11 protein-coding genes (1 of these 11 only partly in view) are annotated in these 13,182 nt (G+C 44.4%); 10 read left to right on the plus strand and 1 reads right to left on the minus strand.

Annotated features, from left to right (window positions below):
- The 7 genes from metG to ACAW68_00125 all read left to right on the plus strand — a co-directional run.
- Positions 1 to 1,926, plus strand: the 3' portion of a protein-coding gene (gene metG, locus ACAW68_00095; protein XGA16024.1) for a methionine--tRNA ligase. It extends 69 nt beyond the left edge of the window; the window shows 1,926 of its 1,995 coding nt (coding positions 70-1,995); the start codon falls outside the window, past its left edge; the stop codon is at positions 1,924 to 1,926.
- Between the two features lie 86 nt (positions 1,927 to 2,012).
- Positions 2,013 to 4,166, plus strand: coding sequence for a cation:proton antiporter (locus ACAW68_00100; protein ID XGA16025.1), 2,154 nt, complete (start codon positions 2,013 to 2,015; stop codon positions 4,164 to 4,166).
- Positions 4,167 to 4,280: 114 nt separating this feature from the next.
- The gene (locus ACAW68_00105; GenBank protein ID XGA16026.1) at positions 4,281 to 5,087 is read left to right on the plus strand and encodes a TatD family hydrolase; all 807 of its coding nucleotides are present in this window, start codon (positions 4,281 to 4,283) and stop codon (positions 5,085 to 5,087) included.
- Positions 5,087 to 5,644, plus strand: a complete 558-nt coding sequence (gene rnmV, locus ACAW68_00110; protein XGA16027.1) for a ribonuclease M5 — start codon at positions 5,087 to 5,089, stop codon at positions 5,642 to 5,644. The genes ACAW68_00105 and rnmV overlap by 1 nt, the downstream gene beginning before the upstream one ends.
- Positions 5,645 to 6,541, plus strand: coding sequence for a 16S rRNA (adenine(1518)-N(6)/adenine(1519)-N(6))-dimethyltransferase RsmA (gene rsmA, locus ACAW68_00115; GenBank protein ID XGA16028.1), 897 nt, complete (start codon positions 5,645 to 5,647; stop codon positions 6,539 to 6,541). It abuts the gene before it with no gap.
- Between the two features lie 56 nt (positions 6,542 to 6,597).
- Positions 6,598 to 7,959: a hemolysin family protein gene (locus ACAW68_00120; GenBank protein ID XGA16029.1), complete on the plus strand. Its 1,362-nt coding sequence runs from the start codon at positions 6,598 to 6,600 to the stop codon at positions 7,957 to 7,959.
- Positions 7,960 to 8,049: 90 nt separating this feature from the next.
- The gene (locus ACAW68_00125; protein ID XGA16030.1) at positions 8,050 to 9,417 is read left to right on the plus strand and encodes a hemolysin family protein; all 1,368 of its coding nucleotides are present in this window, start codon (positions 8,050 to 8,052) and stop codon (positions 9,415 to 9,417) included.
- Between the two features lie 42 nt (positions 9,418 to 9,459).
- On the opposite strand, the gene ACAW68_00130 is transcribed toward ACAW68_00125, so the two are convergent.
- Positions 9,460 to 9,693 (minus strand): Veg family protein, encoded by a 234-nt coding sequence (locus tag ACAW68_00130; protein ID XGA16031.1) that lies wholly within the window; start codon positions 9,691 to 9,693, stop codon positions 9,460 to 9,462.
- A gap of 420 nt (positions 9,694 to 10,113) precedes the next feature.
- Here ACAW68_00130 and ACAW68_00135 point away from each other — a divergent pair, with 420 nt between their 5' ends.
- From ACAW68_00135 to ACAW68_00145, 3 genes are all read left to right on the plus strand, one after another.
- Entirely contained in the window at positions 10,114 to 10,599 is a 486-nt protein-coding gene (locus ACAW68_00135) for a deaminase (protein ID XGA16032.1), read from the plus strand.
- Positions 10,600 to 10,611: 12 nt separating this feature from the next.
- Positions 10,612 to 11,568, plus strand: a complete 957-nt coding sequence (locus tag ACAW68_00140) for a thymidylate synthase (protein ID XGA16033.1) — start codon at positions 10,612 to 10,614, stop codon at positions 11,566 to 11,568.
- Positions 11,569 to 11,771: 203 nt separating this feature from the next.
- A complete protein-coding gene (locus ACAW68_00145; GenBank protein ID XGA16034.1) occupies positions 11,772 to 13,055 on the plus strand; it encodes an LCP family protein in 1,284 nt (427 codons plus the stop codon).
- Positions 13,056 to 13,182 lie beyond the last annotated feature (127 nt).

Raw genomic sequence — 13,182 nt, forward strand, 5'->3', positions numbered from 1 at the left:
AACACGTACACAACGGTGTTGGCTGATGCGGCTGCGCGTTACCACCGTTTGTTGAATGAAGATGTTTACTTCTTGACGGGAACTGACGAACACGGTTTGAAGATTGAGCAAAAGGCTGAAAAGCTAAACATGACGCCACAACAATACGTTGACGGCATGGCTGCAGATATCAAGAAGTTGTGGGCAGACTTGGATATTACCAACGACGGATTCATCCGTACGACGGACGAGTATCACGAGAAGGCTATCCAAAAGATCTTCCAACAATTCTTGGATCAAGATGACATCTACAAGGGTGAATACGAAGGTTGGTACTCAGTTGATGACGAAGAGTACTTTACTGAGTCACAATTGGCAGAAGTTTACCGCGACGAAGACGGCAACGTCATCGGTGGTAAGGCACCATCTGGTCACGAAGTTGAGTTGGTTAAGGAAGAGTCATACTTCTTCCGTATGGGAAAGTACGCTGACTGGTTGTTGGACTACTACAAGTCACACCCAGAATTTATTCAACCTGAGTCTCGTATGAACGAGATGATTAACAACTTCATCAAGCCTGGTCTTGAAGACTTGGCCGTAACGCGTACGGCGTTCAAGTGGGGTGTTCCAGTTCTATCTGACCCTAAGCACGTTGTTTACGTGTGGATTGACGCTTTGTCAAACTACATTACGGCGCTTGGATATGGTTCAGACGATACGACTTTGTTCGATAAGTTCTGGCCAGCAAATGTGCAATTGGTAGGTAAGGAAATTGTTCGTTTCCACACGATTTACTGGCCAATTATGTTGCACGCCTTGGGCTTGCCATTGCCTAAGCAAGTGTTGGGACACGGTTGGTTGACGATGCGTGATGGTAAGATGTCAAAGTCTAAGGGTAACGTTGTGTACCCTGACACATTGGCTGATCGTTACGGTATCGATGCTGTTCGTTACTACTTGTTGCGTGCAATGCCATACGGTAACGATGGTATCTTTACGCCTGAAGATTTCGTTTCAAAGTTGAACTACGATTTGGCTAACGATTTGGGTAACTTGTTGAACCGTACTGTTGCAATGATCAACAAGTACGAAGGTGGTGTCATTCCTGCGCTTAACACGGGTGCGACTGAATTTGACGCTGACTTGGTACAAACGGCTAATGATGTTATTAAGGCTTACAACGAAAACATGGCTGGTTTGCGTACGGCAGATGCTTTGGCTGAAGTTTGGAAGTTGATCTCACGTGCTAACAAGTACATTGATGAGACGACGCCATGGACGTTGGCTAAGGATGAAGCACAAGCAGATAAGTTGGCTTCTGTAATGGCTCACTTGGCTGCTGCATTGCGTGTTGCGGCTATCTTGTTGCAACCTGCTTTGACGCGTGCACCTAAGCAAATCTTCCACCAACTTGGTTTGGCAGAATCAAACTTGCAAATTGCTGATTTGAAGTTTGAAGACCTACCAACGGGTGGTAAGGTTGTTGAAAAGGGTGAGCCAATCTTCCCACGTGTTGATGTTGATGCCGAAGTGGCTTACATCCGCGATGAGATGACGGGTGGTGCCGCAAAGCCTGCTGAAGAAGCTGAGAAGTCATACATTGAAGTCCCTACAAAGGACTTGATTGAATTTGATGACTTCGACAAGGTTGAGATGCGTGTTGCTGAAATCCTAGAAGTGACTGAAGTTGAGAAGTCAAACAAGTTGTTGCGCTTCAAGTTGAACGACGGTACTAAGGATGGTCGCACGATTTTGTCAGGTATCAAGAAGTGGTACCCAGAATACGCTGGTTTGGTTGGTAAGAAGGTTGCCTTTGTTGCTAACTTGAAGCCACGTAAGATGATGGGTGAAATGTCAGAAGGTATGTTGTTGTCTGCTGAAAAGGACGGTAACGTTATCTTGACGATTTTGCCAGATGAAATCGAAGCTGGTTCAGAACTAGGCTAATCACTAAAAATTAAGAGAGCAGTGTGTACGTCACACTGCTCTCTTTTTGTTAGAATAGACCTATTAAAAAAGATAGGAAAGATAGTATGACAATCTTTTACACATTGGTGCCAATGATTTTGACAATTGTTGTCGCTAATTTACTGTCACAGGTAATGCCGCGAATCCCCAAGGCATTTTGGCAGATTTTAGGTGGTATTATCTTGGCGACCATTCCAATGCTCAGCAAGTCAGTTGTTGAACTTGATCCAGAGTGGTTTATGATGCTGATTATTGCCCCTTTGCTATTCTATGAAGGCCAGCGAACAAACGTGCGGTTGGTGTCTAAGAATTTCAGAGCAATCATCAACTTAGCAGGTACTATTGCTGTTATGACAGTTGTTGTCCTAATGCTATTTGGTCACTGGGCAATCGGCTGGGCACTGCCAATGGCTTTGGCGCTAGCTGCCATCGTAACGCCAACGGATGCAACGGCGCTAGAATCTGTTACAGATGGCCTTGAAGTGCCAAAGGGTATCGGACGGGCGTTGAACTTAGAGTCGTTGTTTAACGATGCAACGGGTCTAGTTGTGTTGGAGCTGGCCTTGTTATGGATGAACACTGGCACGTTCTCATTCATCCATGGTTTTGAAGAGTTTCTAATCGTGGCGATTGGTGGCGCCGTTGTCGGTGGGATTGCCGGCGTGGTGTTACTGTATATTCGCCAACATTTATTGCGTGTGCAGTTTGATGATACGGTTGCTCACGTGATGATTTATTTCTTGTCACCTATTCTAGTGTACGGACTAGCGGAACACGCGGGCGTGTCAGGTATTATTGCCGTGGTGGTGATGGGAATCATCTCTAATGAAGAAAAGCACCACACGCAGTTTATGTCATCGCAATTAAATAACTTGAATAATCAGCTGACGATGATTGTGTCACAACTCCTAAATGGACTTGTGTTTGTGTTACTTGGTATTTCGTTGGTTCGCGTATTTAAGACTTATATTCACTCACCATTAACGACGTGGTTAGGGTATATCGGAATTGGCCTGGCAATCTACGGAGTCATGGCAGTCTTCCGTCATATTATGATTGAACGCGTTCATCAGGAATCACCGATGTCATCAATGGTTGATCAAGATCATAAAAACCGCGATGCTTGGATTTTTGCTTTGGGTGGGGTTCACGGAACGGTTACGATGGCGATGGCATTCTCATTGCCGTTGACGCTCGATAATGGTCAGGCCTTTCCGCACCGTGATATGTTGTTGCTGATTGCGGCGACAGTTATTATCGTCAGTTTGGTGGCGCCATTGTTGATTTTGCCACGGATGTTGCCTGAAATTAAGCCTGAGTATGACACTAGCGAATATTCAGAAGCGCATATTGCTATGATTAATGCGGCCATGTCATATGTGGAAGGGTTAGATGTGTCTAACTCGGTTAAGCGAAATGTGATTGATCAATTGCAAGATCAATTGGGATATGGTGGTGATCAATTAGATCGCACGATTTGGCAAAAAGCCTTAACGGATATTCAAAGCGTTACCGATGAGGCAGTTGAAGCGGCGATAAATGCCGGCATCGTATCGCAACAAACGATGATTTATTATCGTAGAGTGAAGGCCAATGCTGATTCACGCTGGGCACGTGGGTCAAACAATGTGCGGATGTGGTTCCGCATTTTGGAGCGCGTTGTGACGAGTTTGATGCGTTCACGGCGACTCAAGCCCGAAGAACGTATGCGTCGTATCAATCAGAAGATGCAACGACGTATAGATCGCTTGCAACGTAAGGCAACGCGACGAGGACTGACCGAACACGAACAACATGATTTGAATCAAACGTTGGCGATGCAAAAGAAGTTTAAGGCTGTTAAGAAGATGGGCTACTTAAACCCTGATGACGCCGCGCAAAAGTATCATTCAAGTCGCGAACTAGTCTTTACAGAAATTGCTGAGATTAGCGAGCCTGCGGTGGCTGACTTCATTGCACAGGCTGAGGCAGAAAGTGAAGATCCTCGTTATGTAGTTGCATTACGTGATGTCGCGGCACAAGAACGTGATCGTATTCGAGACCAGCAGGTATCTTCGGCTGAGGAACAGGAAATTTTGTTGGGGGCATTGAGTGCAGAATTGACGTTCATACAAGAGCGACGTCGTGATGAGCGTTTCAGTTCAGCATTGATTAATGAATTGTATAACGAAGTCACATCTGCGCAGGCAATCGTACTAGCAACTGATGCAGAAGATTAATTAATGAGAGGTCAGGAATAAATCCTGGCCTCTTTTTGTAGGCCTTAATTCGTATTCTCTGGTTTTCTTTGATAAAATAGTAAGTATTACAAACGTTTAGAAATAGGAGATATCATGGCAATTTATGATCCAACAAAGCGTCCAGCGGATAGCTTTGATACACACACGCACTTGAACGACGAAGCTTTTTGGCATGACGTCGCAGCTTATTGGGCCCGCGCACGTGAATATCGTGTCGTTGAAATGAATGTGGTTGGATATGACACAGTTGGTAATCAACGTGCCATTGAAATCGCCCACGAATTTGAAGGTGTTCACGCCATCGTCGGTTGGCAACCCGGTGAGAGTGGTGACTTTAAGCCAGAAGATATGGCCACGCTACGTGAACAATTAGCTGACCCAGCGGTGGTTGGTATCGGTGAAATGGGCTTGGACTACTACTGGGAAGAGAACCCAACGCCAGACGTCCAAAAAGCGGTGTTTAAGGCGCAATTGGACTTGGCTCGTGAATTCCACAAGCCAGTCACGATTCACACGCGAGAAGCGACGGCTGACACGTATGAAGTGCTAAAGGATGCTAACGTTGCTGAGTTTGGTGGCGTGATGCACTCATTTACTGGAACGGCAGAAGAAGCTAAGCAATTCTTGGATTTGGGTATGTACATTTCATTCTCAGGAATTGCAACCTTCAAGAATGCCAAGGATGTGCACGAGACGTTGAAGTCAGTGCCATTGGACCGTTTGCTAGTTGAGACGGATGCGCCTTATTTGGCACCAACACCAATGCGTGGTAAGCAAAACGAGCCAATGTTCGTCCGCTACACGATTCAAAACATTGCCGACCAACTTGGCATGACGTATAACGAGTTGGCTGATATTACAACGGCGAATGCCCACCGTTTGTGGCACTTGGATAAGTAATGAAGATTCAAGAAGTGATTGTCGTTGAAGGTAAGGCTGATACTGAGGTTTTGCGTCATGCTGTTGAAGCGGACACAATTGAGACTAATGGTTCAGCGTTGTCAGATGCGACGCTACAAGCGATTCAGCGTGCAGCGAAGTCACGTGGAATTATTGTGTTTACGGATCCGGATTTCAATGGTGAACGGTTACGTAAGCTTATTACGGCAGTCGTACCTGATGCGAAGCACGCATTTCTAAAAAAGGATGAAGCTGGTCGCCAGATTAAGCATCATAGTTTAGGGATCGAATACGCCACGGCGGATGATATTCGCCAGGCGCTTAGCAAGGTTTACACAGCCAGCGATGTTGATATGACGTCAGACATTACACGTACCGATTTGGTGCGTTATGGATTGATGGCTGGCGCTAATGCTGCCCAACGACGTGAACACGTCTCAGAACGTCTGGGATTGGGCTACGTCAATGGTAAGCAATTGCTGAAGCGACTAAACATGTTTGGCGTGACAAACGAAGAATTAAAGACCATCTTACAAGAGATGGATGAGGAGAATTAAATGTCTGATGTACCTGATATTGCGACGCCGGTGCGCACGCAAGCTATCATGAATCAATTTGGTATCAACACTAAGAAGTCACTTGGCCAAAACTTCTTGACGGATATCAATATTTTGAAGAATATCGTCGCAGCCGGTGACGTAAAGGATACGGATAACGTTGTTGAAATCGGACCTGGTATTGGTGCGTTGACGGAGCAACTAGCCCGTGCAGCCAAGCAAGTCGTTGCCTTTGAAATCGATGACCGTTTGATTCCAGTATTGGACCACACGATGGCGCCATATGACAATGTCACAATTGTGCACAACGACATCTTGAAGGTTGATTTGGAGAAGGAATTCGCCAAGCAATTTGCTGATACAACGGCGCCATTGAAGTTGGTGGCCAACTTGCCTTACTACATTACGACACCAATTTTGATGCAAGTGTTGCAATCAGGCATTCACTTTGACAACATTGTTGTGATGATGCAAAAGGAAGTTGCCGACCGATTGTCAGCTGAGCCTGGTACAAAGGACTATGGTTCTTTGACGTTGGCAGTGCAATACCGCATGAACGCTAAGTTGGCCTTTACGGTATCACGTACAGCATTTGTGCCAAATCCTAACGTTGATTCAGCGATTATTTCATTGACGCCACGTGAGCCATTGGCGGTTCAACCACGTGATGAAAAGCAATTGTTTGAGTTGTTCAAGATTGGTTTTGTCATGCGTCGTAAGACTTTGTGGAACAACTTGACGACGGCCTTTGGTAAGGGTGAAGCAATGCAAGCTAAGTTGACGGCTGCACTTGAAGCTATCGATTTGGATCCACGTACGCGTGCTGAAAAGTTGTCATTGGAGCGATTCATTGAATTGCATAACGCATTATATGATGCGGGTGTGTACAACGCTTAATTCTGTTATAATGTTTATTACGAAAATATTTTTATTAAAGAAGAGGTAAACCAATTATGGATTCCGGTCCGTCTATTATGATCAATATTGTTGTTATTGTCGTTATTTTGTTGTTGGCTGTATTGTTTACGTTGACTGAGTACTCACTTGTTAAAGTGCGTCCATCAGCATTGCGTGCGCTACAAGAAGCACGTAACAAGCCATCATCAAACTTGACGCACGCGATTAACATGACTAACCACATGACAGAGTATCTATCAACTGCACAAGTTGGTATTACGCTGACATCATTGATTTTGGGTTGGTTGGGTGAAGCGTTCATCGCTGACTTGATTATTTCATCACATCTATTGCCAGCAGCTATCGCCCACAGTGTTGCGTCAGTAGCCGCAATTTTGATCTTTACATTTATCCACGCCGTCTTTACTGACTTGGTGCCAAAGAACATCGCCATCGACCAACCGGTTAAGGTATTGTTGTTCATCGTGCGCCCAGTTATGTTCTTCCACATCGTACTTTACCCATTAATTTGGTTGTTTGACCGTACGGCTGCTGGTGTAACAAAGGTGCTTGGATTTAATGCTCACCCAGATGAAGACATCTACTCACAAAACGAAATCATTTCGTTGTCTGAGGATGCTGCCCAAGCGGGTGAGTTGGACGAAGAAGACTTAACGTTTATGAAGCGTGCCTTCTCAATGAATGATAAGGTTGCAGTTGATATTATGATTGACCGTACGCAACTTACAGTTGTGGATGTTACGGACACAATCGGAGATGCATTGAACTTGTACCTAGAAGAAAAGTTCTCACGTATGCCAGTGGTTGCTGACAACGATAAGGACAAGATTTTGGGATACGTCTTCTCATATGATTTGGTTCGCCAAGGTCGTTTGAGTATGGATGCATCAGTTCGAACTGTTTTGCGTAATTTGCCAGTCGTTTCTGAAAACCAACCAATCACGGAAGTTTTGCAAGAAATGATTGAGCACCGTGCACCAATCGTTGTTGTTAAGGACGAATATGGTGGAACGTCAGGTATCGTTACTGATAAGGACGTTTACGAAGAGTTGTTTGGTACGGTGCGTGACGAAATCGATGATGTTTCTGATGATTTGGTTCAAAAGATTGGATCAGATGAGGAAGGAAACATGCACTACAAGGTCTCTGGAAAGATGACGTTGTACGATTTCGAACGATTCTTTAAGACTGAAATCCGTTCATTTGAGGATTCAGAAATGGTGACGTTGACAGGTTATGTCCTTGATGAGCACCCTAACTTTGAGGTTGGTGAAGCTATCAAGATTAATAACTTTGAAATTACAGCTTTGGATTTCAAGGATGCTTACATCAATGATTTCGAAGTTGTGGCGTTGCCTGAAGAAGATCCTGAATCAGACTCAGAAGACGAACATTAATCATACGCGAGTGAACACCTGATAAATATCAGGTGTTTTTTGCTATAATGGTGTCATTGAATTTGTACAAATAGAAAGTAGGGAAAAACATTGAGTGAAGGTGAGTTATTAATTTCGGTTATTGTCATCATCATAGTGCTGTTGCTTGCGACATTGTTTGTTGCAGCTGAATTTGCCTTGGTTAAGGTACGTAAAAGTGCCTTGGTTGAGTTGCAAGAAGAACGTGAAAAGCCATCACGTCAAATTGCGACGGCTATCCACATGGTTGAAAACCTAAATGAGTATCTATCAACGACCCAAGTTGGTATTACGTTAGCCGGGTTGATTCTTGGTTGGATGGGTGAAGAGACAATTGCCCACTTGTTGCTTGAAGGTGGCTTTTTGAAGGAAATGACGGGGGCGAGTGCTGGTGTCATCGCATCAGTGATTGCTTTGGTATTCTTAACGTATGTTGAAGTGGTCTTCACGGAGTTGGTGCCAAAGAACGTGGCCATCGACTTCCCAGTGAAGGTTGCCTTGTTCGTTGCAACGCCATTGCGCCTATTCCACGTTATCTTCTACCCATTTGTGTGGTTGTTGAACGTTTCAGCAACTGGTGTAACCCGTTTGATGGGGATGAAGCCAGCTAACGAAGGGGATGAAGTTTATTCAGAAGCTGAAATCCTAAGTTTGTCACGTACAGCCGCTCGTAGTGGTGAACTTGATGATGCGGATTATGTCTTTATGCAACGTGCCTTTGAGATGAATGATAAGGTAGCGGTTGATATTATGATTGATCGTACGCAATTGGACGTGGTTGATATCACGGATTCAGTGCACGATACCTTGCAACGTTACTTTGAAACGAAGCACTCTCGTTTCCCAGTTGTGGCTGACAATGACAAGGATAAGATTTTGGGATATGTCTTCAACTATGATTTGATGCGCCAAGCCCAAATTGATGACACGTTATCTGTTCGTAAGATTATCCGTCACATGCCAACGGTGCCTGAGAACATGCCAATTCAAGATGTGTTGCAAAAGATGATTGCGCGTCGTACGCCAATCGTTATTGTGAAGGATGAATATGGTGGTACGTCTGGTATCGTGACTGATAAGGACATTTACGAAGAGTTGTTCGGTTCAGTGCGTGATGAGATGGATGCGGTTGCTGATGACTTAGTTGAAAAGTTAGGTGCTGATGACGCTGGTAATATGCACTACAAGGTCTCTGGAAAGATGACGCTGTATGATTTTGAGCGTTACTTCCATGTAGATATCCGCCCATTTGATGATTCTGACATGGTGACGTTGACAGGATTCTTCTTGGATGAGAATTCTGATACGTCAGCAGGCGATACTATCAAGGTGCTTGATTTTGAAATTACGGCGCTTGATTTCAAGGATGCCTACATCAATGAGTTTGAAGTTGTTCGTGTTGCACCAACAACGGATGATGACATGACAATCGAAGAGTAAGAGAAAAGCCCCGATCCGCTGATGCGAATCGGGGCTTGTTTGTTAGGCGAAAGTAATCTCGATGTTATCCGTCAAGATATCCGTGTAGCTGAATGAGGCACGGTCGAACTCGTTACCTTCTTGCTTCAAGTCTAGGACGAATACTGAACGGAACGTCTCACGTACAACGGCTTCGTGCTCGATGTTACGGTGACGGCTCTCGTGAGTAATCAAAGTAATTGGCTCACCAAGGTGATCGTCTAATTGTTGCTTAATTTCTGCTAATGCTGCAGGCATAAGAACTCCTTTCGTGAGGCTATCCTCACATCCAGCGACAAATGAAACCGCTGCGTAAACGAGTGCATTTTAAAACACACTAAGGTCGTTTACAATTTTATCATAAAAAATGTAAATTCACAACGGAAAATAATATTATGCACTTCTTTTTAACGAGAGAGTTTAGATAAGTGAAAAATCCATTTTCGAAATAACATTGATTTGTTTTTTGTTTTAATTTTCGGGCTTACGCGCATTTGGGATAGTTAAAATTTTGAATATTCGTAACTTGCGACGTTTTACCGTCTTTTTATAAAAATGTGTTCGTTTAACATGCGAAAACAGAATGAAATCACGTACGAACTTAAAAATCAAGATTTGAAACGTTCGATTTTGTCGGTTATTATAAGAGTAACGAAAATAAATTTACGGGGAAGAGTAATGAAAGACGAACGAATTGGTTGGCCGGCGTACTTTATGATGCAAGCGGCCATGCTAGCATCACGAAGCACTTGTACGCGCCTACATGTTGGTGCTGTTGTTGTTAAAGATGGCCGTATTATTGCAAGTGGGTATAACGGATCGGTTACTGGGACCCCACACTGTACAGAAGTTGGGGATTTAATTGTTGATGGGCACTGCATTCGCGCGGTTCACGCGGAGCAAAACGCCTTGATGCAACTAGCAAAAATGGGGATTGCGGCAGAAGGGGCTGAGATTTACGTCACAGATTTTCCTTGCGTGCACTGCACGAAGTTTTTGTTACAAGCTGGCATTAAGAAGATTAATTACATCCGTAACTACAATAATGATGAGTTCGCGACATCATTAATCCAAGCTAAGGGTGTTGCACTCCAACAAGTGCCACTAACAGCCACAGATGTCGCCATGATTAATTTTGACAAGTACGTAACTGAAAACAACTAAGGGGATAATGACATGAGTCGTAATGAACAAGCATATTTGGATATGGCACGTGAAGTGTTGGAAACGGGTAATGTGAAGGGGGATCGCACGGGGACTGGTACACGCTCAGTATTTGGCCGTCAATTGCATTTTGATATGGCAGAAGGCTTTCCGTTGTTGACGACGAAACGTGTGCCGTTTGGCTTGATTAAGAGCGAATTGCTTTGGTTCTTGCAAGGTAATACAAATATTCGTTTCCTATTGGAGCACAACAACCACATTTGGGATGAATGGGCATTTAAGAATTGGATTGAATCTGATGAGTACACAGGGCCTGATATGACTGATTTCGGTCGCCGTGCTCTAGTGGATGATGCCTTCAAGGCTGCTTACGATGAGCAACACCAACTATTCGTTGACCGCATTTTGGCAGATGACGCCTTTGCTGATAAGTATGGTGAGTTGGGTGACGTCTACGGGGCGCAATGGCGTCACTGGCGTAAGGTACAAGGTGGCTTCATTGATCAAATCGATGATGTGGTGAACCAAATTAAGACGAACCCAAATTCACGTCGTTTGATTGTTAGTGCTTGGAACCCAGAAGATGTGCCATCACAAGCTTTGCCACCGTGCCACACGTTGTTCCAATTTTACGTGGCAGATGGCAAGTTGAGTTTGCAACTTTACCAACGATCAGCTGACATCTTCTTGGGCGTGCCATTCAACATCGCATCATACTCATTGTTGTTGCACATGGTGGCTGCGCAGACTGGTCTTGAAGCCGGTGAGTTCGTGCACACGTTTGGGGATGCGCACATTTACTCAAACCACGTTGATCAAGTGACTGAACAACTTTCTCGTGAAATGGCTGAGTTGCCAACGCTTGTTTTGAACCCAGATGTAACCTCAATTTTTGATTACACGATGGATGATATTAAGGTTGAAAACTATAAGCCAGCCAAGTCAATTAAGGCGCCAGTTGCAGTTTAATGTTTGATTATGAAACAAGCTTAGTTAGTAAGAAATGCTGACTAGGCTTGTTTTTTGGTATAGAATAAATAAGTTACTATAAGCTTTTTTAAAGGTGAAGGCTTGTATAATGTCAAAGATACCGTTTTTGCGATATCTTGAGAATTATAAAAATTGGTATTAATCAGTATTAAACACTACTGGATTGAAGAGAGGAGTCGCTCATGGAAAATGAGCCGCAATCACGCACAGCGCGTCGTGAGGCCGAACGATTGGCGAATAGCCACAAAAAAGTTCGTGGTCCCCGCGGTCCTAAGCGTCCGAAAGATGGTCATAAATTTAAAGTCGCTCGCAATGTTATCTTGGCGGTTATCGCGGTCCTAGTACTTGGGGTCGGAGCGATTGCTGGAACGGTGTATAACAACACCAAAAATGCCGTTAACGGTGCTTTCCAAAGTGCGGGCGTTAAGAAGTCTCGTGACGTGTCAGCTGTTTTGGCTGACGGGAAGCCATTCTCAATTTTGCTATTGGGAACTGACACAGGTGAGTTGGGACGAACGGATAAGGGTCGTACCGATTCATTGATGTTGGTAACGGTTAACCCAAAGAAGGAAAAGGTAACCGTTATGTCATTGCCACGTGACTCCGTTATCGCACCGGTTGGATTTGAAAGTCAATTCCCACAAAAGTTGAACTCTGCGTATGAATTTGGGTCAGCTAAGACGACGATTAAGACGATTCAGGATTGGTTGAATGTGCCAATCGACTTCTACGCCCTTGTTAATATGGGCGCCCTAGAGAAGGTTGTTAATGAATTGGGCGGTATTGAGGTTAAGTCACCATTGACGTTTGATTATAACCCAGACACGGCGCACCAAGATCCAGGTAACCTATATGGCTTTACAGAAGGTTCATCTACTTACACGCACACTGGTGAAGATGGCGTGACGCACACGTACCACAAGATGAATGGTGCGGCAGCGTTGGCCTTCTCTCGTATGCGTTACGACGATCCGCGTGGAGACTACGGTCGTCAAGAACGTCAACGTTTGGTGCTTGAAGCTATCGTTGAAAAGGCTAAGAGCAACCCAACTAAGTTGATCAACGCGAAGTTCTTGAACACGATTTCTGATTCAACGAACACGGATTTGACCTTCGATGATATGTTGACAGTTGCTTCAAAGTACAGCAGTGCTGCGAAGAATATTAAGACTGATCACGCTCAAGGTGTTAGTGTTGACTTGACGTCAGGTTCATCAGAGTTGATTACAGCAGACGAAAAGCAACGTGTCACAAACGTGTTGCGTAAGTCACTTGGCTTGAAGGCAGCTGATACTGGTACGATGTTTGGTGGTGAAGTTAGCTCGGCTACGATTGCGGCTAATGGTTTGACATCATATGTCTATGACAGTTCTTCTGAGTCGTCTGATACGACTTCAGAATATGGCAGCACGACGGATGATGGTACCGGAACTTACGGAGCCGACTACTATTCATACGCACAATAATGATTATGAGAACGCATCTACTTGCAAAAGTAGGTGTGTTTTTTTGTATATTTTTAACGGTTAAACGTTTAACTGACGTTTTGTCAGGGGTTAACCGTTTAACAAGGGGGTTACTTTTGATACACTT

It is taken from the genome of Weissella confusa, from assembly GCA_041871065.1.
Lineage (GTDB): Bacteria > Bacillota > Bacilli > Lactobacillales > Lactobacillaceae > Weissella > Weissella confusa_A.

Excerpts from the sequence above, each read along its gene's own strand:
- ACAW68_00100 (XGA16025.1), top strand. The coding sequence starts at position 2,013 with ATGACAATCTTTTACACATTGGTGCCAATGATTTTGACAATTGTTGTC.
- ACAW68_00105 (XGA16026.1), top strand. The coding sequence starts at position 4,281 with ATGGCAATTTATGATCCAACAAAGCGTCCAGCGGATAGCTTTGATACA.
- rnmV (XGA16027.1), top strand. The coding sequence starts at position 5,087 with ATGAAGATTCAAGAAGTGATTGTCGTTGAAGGTAAGGCTGATACTGAG.
- rsmA (XGA16028.1), top strand. The coding sequence starts at position 5,645 with ATGTCTGATGTACCTGATATTGCGACGCCGGTGCGCACGCAAGCTATC.
- ACAW68_00120 (XGA16029.1), top strand. The coding sequence starts at position 6,598 with ATGGATTCCGGTCCGTCTATTATGATCAATATTGTTGTTATTGTCGTT.
- ACAW68_00130 (XGA16031.1), bottom strand. The coding sequence starts at position 9,693 with ATGCCTGCAGCATTAGCAGAAATTAAGCAACAATTAGACGATCACCTT.
- ACAW68_00135 (XGA16032.1), top strand. The coding sequence starts at position 10,114 with ATGAAAGACGAACGAATTGGTTGGCCGGCGTACTTTATGATGCAAGCG.
- ACAW68_00140 (XGA16033.1), top strand. The coding sequence starts at position 10,612 with ATGAGTCGTAATGAACAAGCATATTTGGATATGGCACGTGAAGTGTTG.
- ACAW68_00145 (XGA16034.1), top strand. The coding sequence starts at position 11,772 with ATGGAAAATGAGCCGCAATCACGCACAGCGCGTCGTGAGGCCGAACGA.